Source organism: Staphylococcus sp. GDY8P120P, assembly GCF_017892065.1.
GTDB lineage: Bacteria > Bacillota > Bacilli > Staphylococcales > Staphylococcaceae > Staphylococcus > Staphylococcus nepalensis.
In genome coordinates this window covers 1-19,257 of sequence record NZ_JAESKI010000001.1, presented here as the reverse complement: position 1 = coordinate 19,257, position 19,257 = coordinate 1, and the positions used below count along the sequence as shown (strand labels likewise).

Here is a 19,257-nt window from a genome sequence, read left to right as displayed (position 1 = left end):
TAGAAAAATTAAATAGACGTGGTAGATTTCTAATCTATCTCCATTTGTACGTTTTATGAGTTCCTTTTATAAGATAATTGTATTTTATAATATTTATGATTATAGTTAAACTTAAGTAAAGACATAGCAATCATATATAGGAAAAGGGGAGAATAAAAAATGAGGAAATTATGTTTAAGTATATTGGTTGGGTTCATGTTGCTCATTTTAACGGGGAATACTGCTTCAGCAAAGACATTTGAGCAAATTGAACAAGACAATGATACAATCGTAGGGGTCTATGGTGTAAATACAGCTAATGGCAAACACATACAACATCGCTCAGATGAACGATTTGCATTTGCATCTACATATAAAGCAATCGCCAGCGGGATATTATTACAAAACACTGCTACCTCAACACTAAATAAAAAAATAGATATAAAGAAAGATGATATTGTAGCAAACTCACCTGTAACTGAAAAATATGTAGGTAGTCAGATGACTTTAAAAGCATTAATCCAAGCATCTATGCTACAAAGTGATAATACAGCTAATAATAAAATTATTAATGAAATTGGTGGCATCAAGGGTTTTCATGAAGAATTAAAACAACTCGAAGATAATATATCAAATCCGCAAAGATTAGAACCCGAATTAAATTTATATGATCCAACAAGTACTGCAGATACTACAACGCCTAAAGCTGCGGCAATGACATTAAAACACATTTTAACGAATGAAGATATGAGTAAAGCTAATCGTAATTTATTAAAAAATGTGATGATTCATAATGAAACGGGCGATACTTTAATTAAGGCTGGTGTATCTAAACAAGCCGTAGTAGGTGACAAAAGTGGTCAAGGTTTAACTTATGGTACGCGCAATGATTTGGCTTTTATATATCCTAAAAACCAAAAAGAGCCGATTGTGCTTGCTATTTATACGAAAAAAGATGGCAAAGATGCAAAACCTAATGATAAAGTGATTCAAATGGCAACAAAAACAGCAATGGAAGCTTTGAAATAATTACGTATGCAAACGATTATAGAGCGATTCAGAGGGGTTAAAAATGGAAATTAAGCAAATGAAATATTTTGTAGAAGTTGTGAAAAATGGTGGGATGACCCAAGCATCTGAACATTTATATATTGCGCAATCTACAATCAGTAAAAATATTAAAAGTATTGAAAATGAATTCAACATTACCTTGTTTGATAGAAGAAAAAAACACATTATTTTAACGGATATCGGCCAAATATTTTATGATAAATGTGTAGAAGCATTAGCCGTCTTAGATGATTTATCTTTAGAAATGGGAGATGTAACAAATTTAGAAAGAGGTCATATTAGAGTTGGGATATCAGCGATTATGAATGTAAGGCTTTTTACAGAAAGCTTGAATCAATTTCATAATAAATACCCCAATGTGACTTATGAAGTCATTGAAGGGGGCGGTAAAGCAGTTGAATTATATTTAAATAATGATGAGATTGACGTAGGTATCACAACGTTACCCGTAGATGATGATGTTTATCACGCTGTCCCTTTATACAATGAAAAATTATTATTAGTAGTAGATAAGCAGTCTGAAATTGCCAAACAATCATCGGTCTACTTAGGTGATTTAAAAAATGAACGTTTTATTATGTTTCATGATGACTACTATTTAAAGGATCAAATTATTGAAAGCTGCAGAAAAGTTGGATTTCATCCTAAAACAGTAGCGAAAATGTCACAAATTACATTTATTGAAAATATGATTCGTGATGGTATCGGTGTCAGTATATTACCAGAAAGTATTGTAAATATTTTGAATGATGATGTTGTAGGCTTAGACATTAAGGGCGCTGATGTGTCATGGAATTTAGGTATTATTTGGAAAAAAGATAGTTATATGAATTATGTAACGCATGAATGGATTAATTTTTTAAAAGAAACAAAATAAAATGCGTTAATAAAACTTGAACGCATTATAGTTAAAATGTATTCCGTGGTAGAATACGATATATTCCAACTATGTATTTTAATCATGACGATATGCGTAATATAATAGATGTATAGAGGGTTATGCGTACTGGTTATTATTAATTGATAGAAGAGAAAAAGTTAATATGTTAATGATAATCCCTAACGCCAAAGTAGCGAGCATAATTGCGTTTCATAATTCAGAACTCATAATAAATTTATCTAGAATAACATAATTCTCCCCATTCATTCACTTAAATAAGAACTCCCTATTCTTATTATAATATATTGAGTATCTATATTTATACATTAAGCTTATCTTCTATATCAAGTAGGTTAATGATAAAAAGTAGCCCTCTTGTCAAACATCAATCAAACACATAAACATGCCCAAACCGCAATACTAAGGTTTGGGCATATTTATGTCTATATGTTTTTTTGAATTTTGGGATGAAGATGGTAAGTTGATTGAGTCTCTTCGTTTTTGATTATTTTATCTAAAGTATCTACAATACTCTGTGCAATTTCTGTCGTTGGGACCCCAATAGCATTGACAGGATAATCTAATTTTTTAATTTGTGGAATATTATCATAAGAATACAAAATAGGGTGGTCGTTTGGACCAAGTGCATTAATGGTTCCGACTGTGATGTCATAACTACCACAAATTACACCTTGAGCAAGATCGTTATACTGTAAAAAATGTTTAACGGAAGATTCAGTTTCGATAGCGTTCAAGCTTGTAGAATCAATGATACGATAAGCGATATGGTGTTTTTCACAGTACTGTGTAATAGTTTCTTTTTTAGCAATTTGACGTGTATCGCTTGTATGTATATCACCAATATAGTCAATGGAATTTACGCCTTGGTTTACGAGTGCTTTAATTGCCATAATCATCGCTTCTGAATGATTTACATTAATCATTGGATAAGGAATATCGCGATTAACACCATAAGCTACCACAGGCACATTATTATAAATTTCTGGAGATAAATTTGTAGCATCTCCCTCATCAAAAATGACGATACCATCACAACCGAATTCCACAAATTTCTTTGAGGCTGCAGCAACGTCATCTATTGAAACAAACATGACATAACCTAAATCTTTAATCGCATGATTTATTTCTGAAATCAGATGAGTAACTGCTACACGATCAACAGAAGGCCATATTAATCCAATTGTGCCACTTTTCTTAGATACGAGTGCTCTTGCTGAATGATTAGGGATATAATTCATTTCGAGTGCTTTTTGCTGAATCATGCTTTTTGTTTTGGTTTTAACGAGATGAGAATTTTTAAGTGCTTTACTAACTGTGGAATAACTGACTCCACAGGCTTCAGCAACGTCTTTTAAAGTTACAGCCATAAAATTTCTCCTTGAAATTGATTGATTTAAATTCGAATTAATTATACCATAGAGATAAGCATTACAATATTTTTTTGTATGATAATAACAACGTTGTTATTTTGAAATAGTATTGTAAATCATATAATTATGAGGGGTTGAAGAGATGGATTCAATTAACACAATGAAAGAAATTCAACAAGGTCAGCATATTGCCGTGATGCGCACGGATGATGCAGCATCGTTTTTGGATATTGCGCATACAATTATAGATAAGGGGCTTCATATTATCGAAGTAACATTAACGACGCCTAATGCTATGGACATAATAGCTAAATTATCAAAAAGAGAAGACGCATTGATAGGCGCTGGTACAGTATTAGATAGTGTTTCTGCGCGGACTGCTATTTTAAACGGGGCAAAATTTATTGTAAGCCCTAGTTTTGATAAAGAAACAGCTAAAATTGCCAATTTGTATGATGTACCATATATTCCTGGATGTATGACAGTCAAAGAAATGGTCGAATCATTAAGATATGGATGCAAAGTGCTTAAATTATTCCCTGCTACTCAATTTACGCCTAAGTCTATTAAAGATTTTAAAGGGCCGTTACCACAAATTGAAATTGTACCGACGGGTGGCGTAGGAAAAGCGAATCACAAAGAATGGTTAGATGCTGGAAGTTTTGCAGTGGGTATAGGTAGTGAAATCACAAAAATTTATCAACAAGAAGGTAAAGAGGCTCTAGAAAGCTATATTTCAGAAATAAAAAGCGAGGTATAACAATGACAGTTTATGGGTTTGGTGAAGTGTTGTTACGTTATACGCCACCTGATTACGAACAATTGAAAGACGCAGGCACGTTTAAAGTAAACGTGGGTGGCGCAGAATTAAACGCACTTGTAACGTTAGCACAATTTGGTCATCCTACTGAAATATTAACAGTATTACCTAATCATGCACTTGGTCACTTAGCTTTGCAAAAAATGTTTCAAACACGTGTGGGAACATCATTTATCAAATATAATAACGGCCGGGTAGGCACTTATTATATGGAAGAAAGTTTTGGTTTTCGCAGTGGTAAAGTCATTTACGATAGGGAACATTCAACATTTGCTGAACATGGTGCCAGTGTCATGAATGATATTAACGCTCAAAATGGTGACTATTTTGTATTTACAGGTATTACATTAGCTGTAAATAAAGCGATACGTCGTCAGATTGTTGATGTATTAGCACATTTGAAAGAAAAGGGCGTTAAAATCGTATTTGATATTAATTTTAGAAGCAATTTGTGGGATAAAGAAGAAGCAGTTCCAGTTATTAAGTCAATTTTACCTTTAGTTGATGTACTATTTTTTGGGAAAAAGGATGCTACACATTTGCTTGAAACCAATGCTTTAGATGACGATATGAAAACTTGTGCAAAGACGATTCAATCGCAATATGATATTGCGTTGATGGCTTCAAGTAATAGAAATATTGAACAAAGTACCTTACAAGGTATTATCCTTACAAAGGACGATTATATCGAAAGTCAAGCATATGCATATACTGTATTAAACCGTATTGGCGCAGGAGACGCATTTATGGCGGGTGTTTTACATGGATTGAATAAAGGGTGGCAACTAGGAGAAACGGTTGACTTTGCAACGAAATGTTCAGTCCTACAGCATACGACAAATGAAGATGCACTCAACGTACAAGAAAGTGATGTGTTTAATTTATCAACACATTTTGGAGCGTTAAAACGATAAAAATTGCAATACAAGGGGCATTATCTTTATGAAAAAAATTTTATTTCTACTTGTAAGCGCATTCTTTATGATTGGGATGGCATCGATGATATTAACAAATGGGGATGTTAAAGCTAAAGATAAGCAAAAAGAAATTATGTTAGCACATAATCAACCAACTGAGCATCCTGTGCATAAATCATTAAAGATATTTAAAGAGAGATTAGAAAAAAAGTCACATGGTCAAATTAAAGTGAATATTTACCCCAACGGCCAACTCGGCAGCGAACGTGAAGCGATTGAAATGACCCAAACCAATGCTATACAAATGACAAAAGTATCAGCAGGCGCACTCGAAAGCTTTTCACCGACATACTCACTATTTAATATGCCATATTTATTTGAATCTGAAGATAATTATCGCCATGTGATGAAGCAGAAGAACGTACAAGATGCGTTTTTTAAATCCACAGATGATCAAGGGTTTTTAGGTATCACTTATTATGATGCAGGTATGCGTAATATTTATACCAAAGATAAAAAAATTAAAGACAACACAGACTTGAAAGGGTTGAAGGTACGAGTTCAACCAGGGAAAACAAGTGTTGATTTAATCAAGTCATTAGGTGGCACGCCTACGCCAATGGATTTTGGCGAAGTTTATACAGCCATGCAGTCAGGCGTGATTGATGCAGCAGAGAATAATGAAACAGCCTTAACGACTAATAACCATGGTGAAGTTGCTAAAAATTATTATTATACAGAACATGCAACCGTACCGGATATTTTAATCATGAATAAAGAAACCTACGACAGTTTGACAAAACAACAACAAAAATGGTTAGAAGAGGCTGCTGATTATTCTACTAAAAAGCATGAAGTGATTTGGGATAAGGAAGTAAAAAACGCCAAGAAAACAGCTAAAGAAAAAATGGGAGTGCAATTTCATGATGTAGATAAAACATCATTTAAAGCGACTTCTAAACCACTTCAAGATGAATTTAAAAATAATCCAGACACAAAAGAGGATTATAAATTAATCGAGAAGGAGGAACAACGCTATGAAGAAAGCAAAGCAAATCATTGATAGATTGCTGTTGACGTTGGCAGGTATCTCGCTTTTTGTAATGGTGATTTTATCCATTTATCAAGTGGCAACGCGATTTATATTTAACACACCCAGTACAACGAGTGAAGAGATTGTTAGATTCTTGTTAATTTGGTTTGGCTTATTGAGTGCAAGTTATGTATTTGGAATTAAACAACATATTGCTATCGTGTTTATGAGAGAGAAATTACCTGAGAAAGCACAAGTTATTTTAGAGAAAATGTCAGACGTTATCTTAATTATCGTCGCGATTATACTTATGATCTGGGGCGGATTTGAAGTTGTGAAATTAACTTGGTCTCAGATCGCGCCATCTACAGGTTTATCGATGGCATTGATGTATGGTGCGTTACCAGTGTCGGGTATATTTATCATTTTCTATGCATTTTACAATTTATTGAACAAAGAGGAATTAGTTCAAGAAGGTAATGAGGTTGAAGGCGGTGATGGTTTATGACGACAACTGCAGGGTTAGTTTTGTTCATCACGTTCTTCGTCTTTCTGATTATGGGGCTGCCTATTGCACTTTCGATTATTTTAAGTTCAATTATCACTTTATTATTAATACTGCCATTTGATGTCACAATTGTGACTGCCGCACAGCGGATGGTGACAGGGATTGATGATTTTACAATGTTAGCCATACCCCTATTTGTATTAGCAGGCATCATTATGAATAACGGAGGCATCGCATTTAGATTAGTGAATTTTGCTAAAGTTTTAGTAGGGCGATTACCGGGTTCATTAGCGCATACCAATATTGTGGGGAATATGCTGTTTGGTTCTATTTCTGGTTCAAGTGTTGCTGCAGCCGCAGCGATGGGACGTATCATGGGCCCGATGGAAAAAACGCAAGGCTATAAAAAAGAATATTCCGCAGCAGCAAATATTGCATCTGCACCATCAGGTTTAATGATTCCACCGAGTTCGCTATTGATTGTATATTCATTAGTCAGCGGTGGTACATCTATTGCTGCACTATTTATCGCAGGTTATATCCCTGGTATTTTATGGGGTATTGCTTGTATGATTGTCGCTTATTTTATGGCAAAAAAACAAGGCTATAAAGTGTCAGAAAAAATAAGTTGGAAAGATAAATTATTCCTAACACTTGATGCGTTGCCAAGTTTATTTTTAATCGTAGTTGTTATAGGAGGTATTGTATCTGGTATCTTTACAGCTACGGAAGGCGCTGCAGTAGCAGTTTTATATTCTGTAGTGTTGTCGCTTATTTATAAGAGTTTGAAAATAAAGCAACTTTCAAATGTTATCAAAGAAACAGCAGAAATTAGCGGTATGATTTTATTTTTAATAACCGCTTCTGCATTGTTTTCACTTGTTATGAGTTATACAGGACTACCAGAAGCAATATCTAACGGTATTATTTCAATGACAGACAATCCGATTGCACTTCTATTATTAATCAACGTTATTTTATTAGTGATTGGTACATTTATGGACATCACGCCAGCTGTACTTATATTTACACCAATCTTCTTACCGATTTCAGAAGTGTTAGGACTTGACCCAATACATTTTGGTATTATTATTGCTTTCAATTTATGTATTGGTAATATCACACCACCTGTGGGTAGTGCACTGTTTGTGGGAGCAAGCGTAGGTGGCGTTCGTGTAGAATCAGTATTTAAATATTTAGTTCCTTATTTTGGAGCACTAATTATTTTAATGCTTATTATCACATTTATTCCACAATTATCATTATTCCTTCCAAAATTATTAGGATTATAGAAAAGGGGCAAAGTTATGACTTTAATTAATGACAATTTTTTATTAAATAATAAAACAGCAGTTAAGTTATACCAAAAAGTTAAAGATTTACCTATTTATGATTTTCACTGTCATCTAGATCCGAAAGAAATTTATGAAAATAAAAATTACGACAATATCACACAATTATGGCTAGGTGGCGACCATTATAAATGGCGTTTAATGAGAGCTTATGGCATTGAAGAGGCATTCATTACAGGTACTGTTGATGATTTTGATAAATTCAAAGCATTTATGCATATGTTACCTTACGCTATTGTGAACCCAATGTATCATTGGTGTGCACTTGAGCTAAAACGTTATTTCGACGAAGACACAGATTTGGATAAAGTGAACGTCAAAAAATTGTACAAATCACTTAATAAAAAACTGGCAAAACCTTCACACACGCCGCAAAGTTTAATTAAACAAAGTAACGTTAAAGTCGTTTGTACCACAGATGATCCATGCGATGATTTGAAATATCATAAGTTGCTAAATGAAGACGACAAGGTGACGTTTAAAGTTATACCTACTTTTAGACCAGATAGTTATGTTTTCTTAAATCAAGATTCTATTAATACAAAAATTAATCAACTAGATGAAACAACAGATTGTGATATTAAAGATTTAAGTACTTATATTGACGCATTAAAAGCACGTGTTCATTATTTTGATAGACAAGGTGCACGTAGTTCTGATCAAAGTTTTGAAAAGACGCCATTAGTTACAGCATCTGCTAAAGATGCTAATGCGGTATATGATGCATTAAAACGTGGCGAGCAAGTATCTGAAACAGAACAATATGAATTAGCAGGTTATATTTTAACTGAAATTAGTAAAGTATATGAAGAGTTAGGTTGGGTTGTACAATTCCACCTTGGACCAACAAGAAATAATAATTCGAATATGTTTGGTATTACAGGGCCAGATAGCGGTTTTGACAGTGTAGGTGAACAACTAAGCGCCAAAAAATTAAATGCATTACTTGATCATCTTGAACAAAACCAAGCTTTATCGGATACGATTATTTATCCTAATAATGGAAATGACCATTTAATGGTTCAAGCAACAGCAGGTAACTTTACAAATAGCAGTCATAAGGTTCAACTTGGTGCAGCATGGTGGTTTAACGACACTAAAGAAGGTATGGAACAACATTTAGTAGATTACGCTAACGTTGGTTTATTATCTAAATTTGTTGGTATGCTCACTGATTCACGCAGCATGATCTCATATACACGACATGAGTATTTCAGAAGAATTTTATGCAATTTCTTAGGAGATAAGATTGAAAAAGGTGAAATTCAACTGTCAGATGACACAATAACTAAAATATTGAAAGATATTTGTTATAACAATGCAGTAAACTTATTTAAAATTGAAGGCGTTGAGGAGGTATAATGATGGAATTATCATTTCGTTGGTATGGAGAAGATGACCCAGTAACATTAAATAACATTAGACAAATTCCAGATATGAAACACATTGTTTCAGCTATTTATGACATTCCTGTTGGAGAGGTTTGGACTAAAGAGAGAATTGCAGCATTAAAACAATCGATTGAAGATGCAGGTTTGAAATTTGAAGTTGTAGAAAGTTTACCTGTAAGTGAAGAAATCAAATTAGGTACAGAAAAGCGCGATGAATTAATTGAAAATTATAAGACTTCGCTCATTAATCTTGCTGAAAATGGTATTAAAACAGTAACTTACAACTTTATGCCCGTGTTCGATTGGACGCGTTCACAATTAGATTATGAGTTGCCAGATGGTTCAAATACATTAATTTATAACCACGATCAAATTAAAGATATTGACCCATTAACAACTAATTTAAATTTACCAGGTTGGGACGAAAGTTACTCACGTAAAGAGATGAATCATCTTATTTCAGCATATCGTGAAACATCAGATGAACAGTTATGGGATAACTTGAAATATTTCTTAGATGCTGTGTTGCCAACTGCGATAGAACATGACGTTGATCTGGCGATTCATCCGGACGATCCGCCTTGGGCTATATTCGGTATCCCACGTATCATAAAGAATAAGGAAAGTTATGAACGCCTATTATCAATTAATAATGATACGCATAACGGCATTTGTTTCTGTACTGGGTCATTAGGTTCATTAGCAGAAAATGATTTACCGAGTATGATTCGAACATTTGGCGACCATATTCATTTTGTACACATGCGTAATGTTAAACGTTTAGATGAATATTCTTTCGTTGAAACAGGTCATTTATCCAAAAATGGTTCTATAGATATGAAAGCGATAGCAGAAGCATTAAGAGATATTGATTTTAAAGGCACAATCAGACCAGATCACGGACGCATGATTTGGGGAGAAACAGGTAAGGCTGGTTATGGATTATTCGATAGAGCACTAGGTGCCACATATATAAATGGATTAATTGAAGGAGTGAGAAAATAATGGCAACACAATTTAAAGATGTGAATGTTGTTATTACAGGGGCAACGGGAGTCATCGGCGCTACATTTGTAAAAGCACTTGTAGAAAAAGGTGCGAATGTAGGTATATTAGGCCGCTCTGAAGATAAGATTGTACAATTACAAGACGAAATTGATCAAAATAGACAACAAACGGTCGCTTTAGTAGCAGACGTGTTAGACAAAGAAGCTTTAGAGAAAGCAAAACAAACATACAATGATCAATTTGGTGCGATTACTATTTTGATTAATGGTGCAGGCGGAAATCATCCTGATGCGACCACAAATGATGAAATGTATGATCAAGCAGGTGATAAAACATTCTTTGACCTTACAGAAGATGGTATAGACAAAGTCTTTAAATTGAACTATACAGGTACATTTTTACCATCACAAGTATTTGGTAAAGATGTAGTGGCATCAGAAAAAGGCACGATTATCAATATTTCTTCTATGAATGCATTTACACCGTTGACGAAAATTCCAGCGTATAGTGGTGCAAAAGCTTCTGTAAGTAACTTCACACAGTGGTTAAGCACATATTTCGCGGGACAAATACGCGTCAATGCGATTGCGCCAGGATTTTTCGAAACAAATCAAAATAAAGCATTGCTCAGAAATGAAGATGGTTCATATTCAGAACGTGCTCAAAAAATTCTTTCACAAACACCAATGGATCGATTTGGTGTTCCTGAAGACATCTTAGGCACATTATACTGGTTAATGGATCATGATATGAGTGGTTTTGTAACTGGTATTGTAGTACCTGTAGACGGCGGATTTTCATCCTATTCTGGTGTATAAAAGTCGTGTTAATCTATGATTGTGCATTCTTAAGTAAAAGTATTGTCGTTTATTTATAATAAAGGTATGTTTTTATATGAGTGGTATTGGTCACCAAATTAGAATATTTGGTGTCTGTGCCACTCTTATTTTATTTTTGGTTGGTATAACGTATATAATGTTTTTTAAAATGTATGAATATTTGATTTTACACATTTATAAAATTTTAATAAATTTCATTGATAATAATTATCATTTAATCCATAATATACTTCATATGAATGTTTATAAATTTAAAAGTAGGTGGGATGTTGTGAAAGCTTTTTTGAATTACTATAAGCCGTATAAAGGGTTGTTTTTTATAGATTTTGGTTCTGCTATTGTAGTAGGTTTATTGGAATTAATTTTTCCACTTATTACAAGTATTTATATAGACCGTTTGTTACCTACAAATCATTGGAATCTCATTGTGATTTTTGGGTTGGTTTTATTAGGTGTTTTTGCTATTGCATCAGTACTTAAGTTTGTTGTAACCTATTGGGGGCATAAGTTAGGTACAAATATAGAACGTGATATGCGTAATGATTTATATAGTCATATTCAAAAACTAAACTTTAAGTATTTTGATAACCAAAAATCTGGGAAATTAATTGGTCGCTTAACCAATGATTTAATGGATATTGGAGAAGCGGCGCATCATGGCCCCGAGGATATCTTTTTATCTATTATGACATTGATTGGTGCATTTATCATTATGTTGACAATTGATGTGAAATTAGCATTGATTACATTCTGTGTAGTGCCAATTGTTTTTATATTAGCGATATATTTCAATCAAAAAATGTCTCGTGCGTTTAAAGGACTATTTGCGAATGTATCCCGTTTTAATGAATTAATAGCGGATAATGTTGGTGGTATTAGATTAGTTCAAGCATTCACTAATGAGCGCCACGAACAACAAAAATTTAATCGTATTAATGATGACTTTAGAGCCACAAAATTAAAAGCTTATAATTATATGTCATGGAACGTTACGATTAGCCACATTGCTCAAAAATTAACACTGGTTATTGTATTAATCGTTGGCAGTTACTTCGTATTGCATGGTGACTTGAGCTATGGGGGCATCGTTGCATTTATTATGATTACGAATGTTTTATTTAAACCTTTAGAACAAATTAATATGATTATTGAGCTATTTCCAAAAGCCATTGCAGGGTTCAATAATTTCAGAGAAATCTTGGCGATAGACCCAGAAATACAAGACGACCCGCAGGCTATCAAGATGCCTTCTAAACCTAAAACAATTCAATATAAGGATGTATCATTTGGCTATGGAGAAACACCTATTCTAAATAAAATGAATTTAACAATTTATCAAGGTGAAAAAATTGCGTTAGTAGGACCAAGTGGCAGCGGTAAGACAACGATTAGTTCATTATTACCTCGATTTTACGAAGTAGATGAAGGAGATATTTTATTTGACGGTCAAAGCATTCAATCTATTCGGTTAGCATCTCTGCGTTCAGAAATAGGTGTGGTTCAGCAAGATGTATTCTTATTTTCTGGCACGTTAAGAGACAATATTGTATACGGACATTTAGAGGCTGATGAAGCACAAATATGGGAAGCAATCCGACACGCCCAACTGGAAAACTTTATCAATGAATTGCCATTTGGGCTTGATACGCTCGTAGGAGAAAGAGGTACAAAATTATCAGGCGGACAAAAGCAACGTATATCGATTGCGAGAATGTTTTTAAAAGACCCCTCTATTATTATTTTAGATGAAGCGACGAGTGCGCTTGATATTGAAACAGAAAACAAGATACAAAAAGCATTTAAAAAACTTTCTGAACATAGAACATCTTTAATTATTGCCCATCGTTTATCAACGATTAAAGATGTTGACCGTATTATCTTTATTAAAGACGGTCAGATATTAGAAGAAGGCAGCCATGAGGCACTCATGCAACATGAAGGTCCCTATAAGCAACTTTACTTATCACAATTTACAGACGTTGAGACCTTTTAAATGAACTGAAGTAAAGCGCGTATCATTAACCTGCAGTACTCTGAACTTTTAAAATGATAATTGAATAAAAATGCAATATTTTAAGCTACTTATTTTCTAGACGTTATCAGAGATAAGTAGCTTAGTTTTTGTTTCTATATTTTGGTCATTACAAGTTATGACTACATTTGCTATTGGAACTTATATACCGGAAATATTATCACAATTTGGATTTCATGAAGGATCGCTAAAATACTTAGGATCTGCAGTTATCAATATGTTTTATTTGATAGGCGTTTTCCCTGCACTTTACTTAGTGGAGAAATATGGCCGAAGACCAACTTTAATATAACCCTTCTTGATTACTGCGCTAGCTTTGTTATCATTAGGTATAGTATCGGAAGGAAATACTTCATTTTTAATTATACTTGTACTATTTATTGTATATGGCATTTTCAATACAGCAATGGGGAGCCATCAATGGATTGATCCATATGAATTATTCCCAACGCATGTACGAAGCACCGGCGGGGGGTTACTACTACAGTAAGCCGATTAGCTTCTACTTTAAGTACATTTTTCTTCCCTATGATTTTAGCAAATTATGGGCTAAGTCTAACCATGTATATTTTCTTCATCACTATTATTTATTGGTTTTATACTATCATTGAGTATGGCGCCAGAAACAAAAGAAAAAATCTAGAAGAGACAAGCGCTATTTAAAAACACGTAATTATTGTTTAAGAGGCTGAAATAAATAAAACGCATAGCCTTTTATATGATGTTAACAGTATATGATTGGATTGGAAACGTACTGACTTCATTTTTTTAACCCTCATCATGCTTGCCGGGGCGGGACAATGAAACCTTTGTAAAAAAAGGGTTTCTGTCTTGCCCTTATTTATTTTAGATTTTGATACGGCACTATCTTTTAACGTTTGTCCTCGTAGGTAGTGATTAATTATTTTTAATAATGGTTAAGCTTACATTGAAAAATTAATAAGTAGTATAAATTAATCAAATTTAAAGGGGATGTATGATAAATGAGTAAAGATAATAAAGCTGCAGTTAAGACTGCGCTAGCTTATCTTAGTTTTATAGTAGGCGCTGGGTTTACTACAGGCCAAGAACTATTACAATTTTTCGTTAATCATGGTAACTATGCGTACATTGCTGTGATTTTCACAGGGATTATCGTGACGTTTGCAACTAGACAAATTTCAAAGATTGGTTATCGATTAGATGCGAATACATATGAAATTTCATTAAATAGTATTTTTGGTAAATATGTGGGGAAAATCATTGATTATTTAACGATTTTCTTTTTATTTGGATTAACCGTAGTTATGGTTGCAGGCGGAGGATCTGCTTTATATCAAGGCTTTGGTCTCCCGGTATGGACCGGCTCTTTAGGTATAGTTATTTTATTGTTCGTTGTGTTACAACTTAAATTTAATAAGATTATGACCATACTCAGCATTGTTACACCTTTTTTAGTTATCGCGGTATTGATTATCGCTGGCTATAATATCATTAATCCAACTATCCCGTTTTCAGACGTAGAACAATATATTAAACCATCTAAAACGTCTAGTTCGTTATGGTGGTGGGATGCTATTGTATATGGCGGGTTGATAATTGGAAACAGCTTCAGCTTTTTAACGATAGTGGGGAGCGATTCAATCAGTCATAAAACAGCACGTAGAGGCGCATTTTATGGCGGCCTTTCATTTAGTATCTTGCTATTAATCATGACTTGCGGTTTGATGACAAATATTCAAAATGCCAATAGCGTAGATATTCCAACGTTATTATTAGCAAACGATATTCACCCCTATATTGGTATATTTATGTCTGCAGTGATGATAGGTGTTATCTTTAATAGTTGTATTGGTATGCTGTATCCATTTTTAAGTAGGTTTACACAGCCAAGTAGTAAGGGCTATGTGACGCTATTAACGATTTCATTAATTGTAGCCTTTATCTTAAGTTTCATTGGATTTGTGGATCTCGTGAACTTTGTATTTAAAACATTTGGTTATATTGGGTTATTTATTAGTGCAGCATTATTAATTAGATGGGTATATAATAAATTTAGTAAGAAACGCTTAATGTAATGGATATCAATAGAGGACGTATAGTGTTCAGTTATTTTAACTGAACACTATACGTCCCTTTATTTTTAAGAAATAAAACTCGTGATTGCATCAATTAAACTATAAAATCCTAGAAAAGTGACGATTAATACTACAATGAGTCCGATGATATTGAGCCAAATCGTATTCGCAAATCGTCCCATGAGATTTTGCTTGTTGATAATAATAAAGATAAGTATAGCTACAATAGGTAATATAATACCATTTAGTGCTTGTGCTATTAATAATACTTCCAATGGCTCAAATCCAAGTGCAGAGGTAGTTATACCAACGAGTATAATCACCGTGAAAACAGCTTTATATTTTTTGCTTTCCATTCCACCTTTCCAACCTAATAAACTACTAATTGTAGCAGCTGCACCAGTAGGCGAGGCAATTGCTGATGAAAGTCCTGCTGCGAACAGTCCAATGCTAATTGCAAATGGTGCTGCATCTCCTAACACAGGTTTGAGTGGGCCAAAAAGTTGAATAACACTTTTGACGTCATCGCCTTGTATTAAAGTGGCAGCAGCAATCAAGATAGCAGCTGAAATAATACCGCCTACTGTAATTGAAATGATTGTATCCCAACGTGCAAACTTAAGTTCTCTGATACCATTAAAACGTTCATGTACTGCCGTTGAATGAATAAAGAAATTATAAGGTACTACAGTGGTTCCAATTAATGCGATGACAGTAATAATAGAACCATCAGGAATAGTTGGTACAAAAATACCTTTTAAGATACCTATGACATCAGGTTTAATAACAATCATGGTTGTTATAAAGATGACCCCCATAATAACCATCAGAAAAATCATGACTTTTTCTAGAAATTTATAATTACCAAATAAGCCAATAAGTAAGATAATAATACCTATGACAGGTGCTACGACATGCTCTGGTAAATTTAATAGATAGGCAGCACCAAGTGATGTGCCAATTAAATCGCCGCTTATGTAAGCAGCACAACCAATGGCTACTGCGATTAATGTAAACCAAACAATAATCAGCTTTCCAACTTTATGAGCAAATAATTCTTGGATGGCTTCTCCTAATCCTTCTCTTGTCACTAGTGACAAACGGATGATCATTTCTTGTAAGACGATAGTTGCTATAATTGAAAAAGCGACAGCCCATAATAAGCTATATCCAAATCCTGCGCCACCTTGTGTCATAGTGGTAACCGTGCCAGGGCCAATAAACGAAGCGGTGATAATCATTCCTGGACCAAGTGATTTAATAACTTTTTTTATACTGTTGACCAATATCATCACCCCTCAGCTATTTCGTTTTGTTTAAATATGCTACATGACCAGCTAGTACATATAACACGGCTGTTGAGACAAAATGCGCAGAATTTTGATTTGCATCTTGCATCGGATAAACTTCCACATAATCCATGCCACATAAACCTAATGCGCCAAATTCATAAATCATCGTTAATAATTCATAAGAAGTTAGACCATTGCCATCTACAGGGCCACCTGGATTAAATGCAAAGTCTAATACATCACTACAAATAGTTAAGTAAACAACATCTACGTCTTTACTTGCTTGGTCATAAATAGCTTTGGCATATGCTTTTAAATCTTTGGCTGCACGTATATCATTAATTGTAAGCGTGACTGCGCCAGCTTCTTGAGCGTAGCGTCCTGTTTCTGGTTTATTCCTAGGACCATGTATACCAGTGTGAATAATACTTTCATTACGCACACCATCCGTTTCATACAATCTCATAAATGGCGTGTTTCGTGCGTAGTTTTCACCTTCATAATCAGGCATATTATCATAATGTGCATCTAAATGTATAATACCTATTTTTTTGCCTGTTTTTGCCAAAGATTTAAGAATAGGATAGGTGACGCCATGTTCACCACCAAATCCGACTAAAAATTTCTCGCTTTCCCATAACCTTTTCGTGAAATCAGCAATGTTTTCGTAACTTTCTTTATTATTGTGGGCGACAAATGGCACGTCTCCGGCGTCACCGATAGTTAAATGTTCACTTATATCTATATGGTTTAATTCGGGTAAATATTGACTATAACGTGCCGAACACGCTCTAATTTGTTTAGGGCCTAATTCGACGCCAGTATAGTCACCCCAGGTACTTTCACCTTCAAAAGGTGCACCATAAACAATGACATCTGTATTTAAATCATCTGTTAAAGTCAGATTTTTGCTATTTAAAAAACATGGTATATTACCATAAATATTATTTTTCATAATGTATTTACACCCCTTTGTTGTAAATAGTATATATTGGATAGTTTTTTATTTCAAATAAATTCAGAAAATTCAATTTTCAATACTTTTGAAAATGTTAATATTTCAATACTAAGATAATTTTTTTATTTGAAGTGTGAATTTGAAAATGAAGCGCTTATATAAAAACAAGCTGATTCGAACACCGAACCAGCTTGTTTTAAAATAATATAATAAAAAGCTTAATATTATGCCCAACCACGGAAACGTGTCGCTTCAGCAGTACGTTTAAGACCGACTACATAAGCAGCTAAGCGCATATCCATTTTCCTATTTTCTGCTAAGTCATAAATTTTATTAAAGGCTTCCACCATTTTTTCTTGAAGTTTAACAATGATATCTTCTTCTGACCAATAATAGCCTTGATTATTCTGAACCCACTCGAAGTAAGAAACTGTGACGCCACCCGCACTTGCAAGGACATCTGGTATAATCAAGACGTCTCGATCCGTTAATATTTTAGTTGCTTCTGGAGTTGTTGGACCGTTTGCAGCTTCAGCAACGATATTTGCTTTAATTAAATGTGCATTTTCTTTATTAATTTGATTGGATAATGCAGCAGGGATCAAAATATCACAATCGATTTCAAATAATTTTTCGTTTGGAATGACTTCATCAAATAATGGTGTTACGCGACCATGTTGCGCTTTCAACTCAATTAGACTTTCTATGTCTAGGCCATTGGGGTCATATAAAGCACCACGACTTTCGGAAATTGCAACAATTTTGGCACCTTTATCGTGTAAAATTTTAGCTATAAAACTACCAGCATTCCCAAAACCTTGAATTGCAACGCGAGAACCTGCAATACTCATATTTCTACGTTTGGCAGCTTCTTCAATTGTGATAACCGCGCCAAGTGCTGTAGCACGATTACGCCCTTGAGATCCACCTAAAGATAGTGGTTTACCAGTAATAAATGCGAACGCATTTGAACGGTTAATCTTACTATATTCATCCATCATCCAAGACATAACTTGGGGGTTAGTATACACGTCTGGAGCTGGGATATCACTAGCTGGTCCAACAAATTGAGAGATTGCTTTGACATAGCCTCGTGATAAACGTTCAAGTTCTAAATTACTCATTTCTCTTGGGTCACAGATGACGCCGCCTTTACCACCACCAAATGGTAAATTTGTAATACCGCATTTCATCGTCATCCACATCGATAAAGCTTTAACTTCTTCTACATTAACATCAGGATGAAAACGAACGCCGCCTTTAGTAGGACCGACAGCTTGATTATGTTGTGCTCGGTACCCTTTAAATGTTTTAACAGTACCATCATCCATCCGAACGGGGATACGGATCTCTAAAAATCTTAGAGGCTCTTTAACAAGTTCGTACATACCATCGTCAAAACCTAATTTATGTAAAGCTTCTTTCATAATTTCTTGAGTTGAAGTTACTAAGTCATTATTTTCTGTCATGGTTAATCTCCTCTATCTATTACTTCAAATTTTAAGTTACTTATATATAAATGTTATCTATAATAAGATATAAAATCAATACTTAGCAACTGAATTTTTGTAAAAGTTAGAAAATTCAGTAAAAGAATGTATATAGAACATTTTAAAAATAGTAATAATTTATAGCTTGTAAATCATTGTAAAGTATATGAAAAGCGAAGGTTTATTATAAACTATTAATAAATAAAATTTCATGGAAATTGATAAAGTCCGTATAATTG

17 protein-coding genes are annotated in these 19,257 nt (G+C 34.0%); 13 read left to right on the top strand and 4 right to left on the bottom strand.

The features are described from left to right. The first annotated feature begins 159 nt into the window (after window positions 1-159). Both bla and cidR read left to right on the top strand, forming a co-directional pair. Window positions 160-1,008 carry a class A beta-lactamase gene (bla, locus tag KA900_RS00085; protein ID WP_096810897.1) on the top strand — a complete coding sequence of 283 codons (849 nt, stop codon included), beginning with the start codon at window positions 160-162 and terminating at the stop codon, window positions 1,006-1,008. A gap of 43 nt (window positions 1,009-1,051) precedes the next feature. Continuing rightward, window positions 1,052-1,927 carry a cidABC operon transcriptional activator CidR gene (cidR, locus tag KA900_RS00080; RefSeq protein WP_096810896.1) on the top strand — a complete coding sequence of 292 codons (876 nt, stop codon included), beginning with the start codon at window positions 1,052-1,054 and terminating at the stop codon, window positions 1,925-1,927. Window positions 1,928-2,373: 446 nt separating this feature from the next. Here cidR and KA900_RS00075 read toward each other — a convergent pair whose 3' ends face one another. Continuing rightward, complete coding sequence (locus tag KA900_RS00075; RefSeq protein ID WP_210139157.1) at window positions 2,374-3,318, bottom strand: LacI family DNA-binding transcriptional regulator; 945 nt, start codon at window positions 3,316-3,318, stop codon at window positions 2,374-2,376. A gap of 145 nt (window positions 3,319-3,463) precedes the next feature. Here KA900_RS00075 and eda point away from each other — a divergent pair, with 145 nt between their 5' ends. From eda to KA900_RS00020, 11 genes are all read left to right on the top strand, one after another. Further along, complete coding sequence (gene eda, locus KA900_RS00070) at window positions 3,464-4,081, top strand: bifunctional 4-hydroxy-2-oxoglutarate aldolase/2-dehydro-3-deoxy-phosphogluconate aldolase (RefSeq protein WP_096810894.1); 618 nt, start codon at window positions 3,464-3,466, stop codon at window positions 4,079-4,081. Between the two features lie 2 nt (window positions 4,082-4,083). After that, the gene (locus tag KA900_RS00065; protein ID WP_115342394.1) at window positions 4,084-5,055 is read left to right on the top strand and encodes a sugar kinase; all 972 of its coding nucleotides are present in this window, start codon (window positions 4,084-4,086) and stop codon (window positions 5,053-5,055) included. A 28-nt stretch (window positions 5,056-5,083) separates the two neighbouring features. Further along, entirely contained in the window at window positions 5,084-6,121 is a 1,038-nt protein-coding gene (locus KA900_RS00060) for a TRAP transporter substrate-binding protein (RefSeq protein ID WP_096810892.1), read from the top strand. Further along, the gene (locus KA900_RS00055; protein ID WP_096810891.1) at window positions 6,096-6,599 is read left to right on the top strand and encodes a TRAP transporter small permease; all 504 of its coding nucleotides are present in this window, start codon (window positions 6,096-6,098) and stop codon (window positions 6,597-6,599) included. Before KA900_RS00060 ends, KA900_RS00055 begins: the two co-directional genes overlap by 26 nt. Next, window positions 6,596-7,891: a TRAP transporter large permease gene (locus KA900_RS00050; RefSeq protein ID WP_096810890.1), complete on the top strand. Its 1,296-nt coding sequence runs from the start codon at window positions 6,596-6,598 to the stop codon at window positions 7,889-7,891. Before KA900_RS00055 ends, KA900_RS00050 begins: the two co-directional genes overlap by 4 nt. A gap of 15 nt (window positions 7,892-7,906) precedes the next feature. Further along, on the top strand, window positions 7,907-9,313 hold the full coding sequence (gene uxaC, locus KA900_RS00045; RefSeq protein ID WP_107643997.1) for a glucuronate isomerase: 1,407 nt from the start codon (window positions 7,907-7,909) through the stop codon (window positions 9,311-9,313). 2 nt (window positions 9,314-9,315) lie between these two features. Further along, complete coding sequence (locus KA900_RS00040) at window positions 9,316-10,347, top strand: mannonate dehydratase (protein ID WP_096810888.1); 1,032 nt, start codon at window positions 9,316-9,318, stop codon at window positions 10,345-10,347. After that, entirely contained in the window at window positions 10,347-11,168 is an 822-nt protein-coding gene (locus KA900_RS00035; RefSeq protein WP_096810887.1) for an SDR family oxidoreductase, read from the top strand. The genes KA900_RS00040 and KA900_RS00035 overlap by 1 nt, the downstream gene beginning before the upstream one ends. 256 nt (window positions 11,169-11,424) lie before the next feature. After that, the gene (locus KA900_RS00030; RefSeq protein ID WP_103373646.1) at window positions 11,425-13,182 is read left to right on the top strand and encodes an ABC transporter ATP-binding protein; all 1,758 of its coding nucleotides are present in this window, start codon (window positions 11,425-11,427) and stop codon (window positions 13,180-13,182) included. A gap of 157 nt (window positions 13,183-13,339) precedes the next feature. Further along, complete coding sequence (locus KA900_RS14725) at window positions 13,340-13,513, top strand: hypothetical protein (RefSeq protein ID WP_107643999.1); 174 nt, start codon at window positions 13,340-13,342, stop codon at window positions 13,511-13,513. A gap of 691 nt (window positions 13,514-14,204) precedes the next feature. After that, on the top strand, window positions 14,205-15,278 hold the full coding sequence (locus KA900_RS00020; protein ID WP_119487743.1) for a YkvI family membrane protein: 1,074 nt from the start codon (window positions 14,205-14,207) through the stop codon (window positions 15,276-15,278). A gap of 65 nt (window positions 15,279-15,343) precedes the next feature. Here the strand turns inward: KA900_RS00020 and KA900_RS00015 are convergent, their stop codons facing one another. The 3 genes from KA900_RS00015 to KA900_RS00005 all read right to left on the bottom strand — a co-directional run bounded on the left by KA900_RS00015 (window position 15,344) and on the right by KA900_RS00005 (window position 18,997). Further along, complete coding sequence (locus KA900_RS00015) at window positions 15,344-16,570, bottom strand: Nramp family divalent metal transporter (protein WP_210139156.1); 1,227 nt, start codon at window positions 16,568-16,570, stop codon at window positions 15,344-15,346. A gap of 10 nt (window positions 16,571-16,580) precedes the next feature. Beyond that, window positions 16,581-17,525, bottom strand: a complete 945-nt coding sequence (locus KA900_RS00010; protein ID WP_096810885.1) for an agmatinase family protein — start codon at window positions 17,523-17,525, stop codon at window positions 16,581-16,583. 227 nt (window positions 17,526-17,752) lie between these two features. Then, window positions 17,753-18,997, bottom strand: coding sequence for a Glu/Leu/Phe/Val family dehydrogenase (locus KA900_RS00005; protein ID WP_107644001.1), 1,245 nt, complete (start codon window positions 18,995-18,997; stop codon window positions 17,753-17,755). Window positions 18,998-19,257: the final 260 nt, after the last annotated feature.

What these genes read in the sequence shown, in the direction of transcription:
- KA900_RS00060 (WP_096810892.1), top strand. Translation starts at nt 5,084, where the DNA reads ATGAAAAAAATTTTATTTCTACTTGTAAGCGCATTCTTTATGATTGGG.
- KA900_RS00050 (WP_096810890.1), top strand. Translation starts at nt 6,596, where the DNA reads ATGACGACAACTGCAGGGTTAGTTTTGTTCATCACGTTCTTCGTCTTT.
- KA900_RS00020 (WP_119487743.1), top strand. Translation starts at nt 14,205, where the DNA reads ATGAGTAAAGATAATAAAGCTGCAGTTAAGACTGCGCTAGCTTATCTT.
- uxaC (WP_107643997.1), top strand. Translation starts at nt 7,907, where the DNA reads ATGACTTTAATTAATGACAATTTTTTATTAAATAATAAAACAGCAGTT.
- KA900_RS00075 (WP_210139157.1), bottom strand. Translation starts at nt 3,318, where the DNA reads ATGGCTGTAACTTTAAAAGACGTTGCTGAAGCCTGTGGAGTCAGTTAT.
- KA900_RS00015 (WP_210139156.1), bottom strand. Translation starts at nt 16,570, where the DNA reads ATGATATTGGTCAACAGTATAAAAAAAGTTATTAAATCACTTGGTCCA.
- cidR (WP_096810896.1), top strand. Translation starts at nt 1,052, where the DNA reads ATGGAAATTAAGCAAATGAAATATTTTGTAGAAGTTGTGAAAAATGGT.
- KA900_RS00040 (WP_096810888.1), top strand. Translation starts at nt 9,316, where the DNA reads ATGGAATTATCATTTCGTTGGTATGGAGAAGATGACCCAGTAACATTA.
- bla (WP_096810897.1), top strand. Translation starts at nt 160, where the DNA reads ATGAGGAAATTATGTTTAAGTATATTGGTTGGGTTCATGTTGCTCATT.
- KA900_RS00010 (WP_096810885.1), bottom strand. Translation starts at nt 17,525, where the DNA reads ATGAAAAATAATATTTATGGTAATATACCATGTTTTTTAAATAGCAAA.
- KA900_RS00055 (WP_096810891.1), top strand. Translation starts at nt 6,096, where the DNA reads ATGAAGAAAGCAAAGCAAATCATTGATAGATTGCTGTTGACGTTGGCA.
- eda (WP_096810894.1), top strand. Translation starts at nt 3,464, where the DNA reads ATGGATTCAATTAACACAATGAAAGAAATTCAACAAGGTCAGCATATT.
- KA900_RS00065 (WP_115342394.1), top strand. Translation starts at nt 4,084, where the DNA reads ATGACAGTTTATGGGTTTGGTGAAGTGTTGTTACGTTATACGCCACCT.
- KA900_RS00005 (WP_107644001.1), bottom strand. Translation starts at nt 18,997, where the DNA reads ATGACAGAAAATAATGACTTAGTAACTTCAACTCAAGAAATTATGAAA.
- KA900_RS00030 (WP_103373646.1), top strand. Translation starts at nt 11,425, where the DNA reads ATGAATGTTTATAAATTTAAAAGTAGGTGGGATGTTGTGAAAGCTTTT.
- KA900_RS00035 (WP_096810887.1), top strand. Translation starts at nt 10,347, where the DNA reads ATGGCAACACAATTTAAAGATGTGAATGTTGTTATTACAGGGGCAACG.
- KA900_RS14725 (WP_107643999.1), top strand. Translation starts at nt 13,340, where the DNA reads ATGACTACATTTGCTATTGGAACTTATATACCGGAAATATTATCACAA.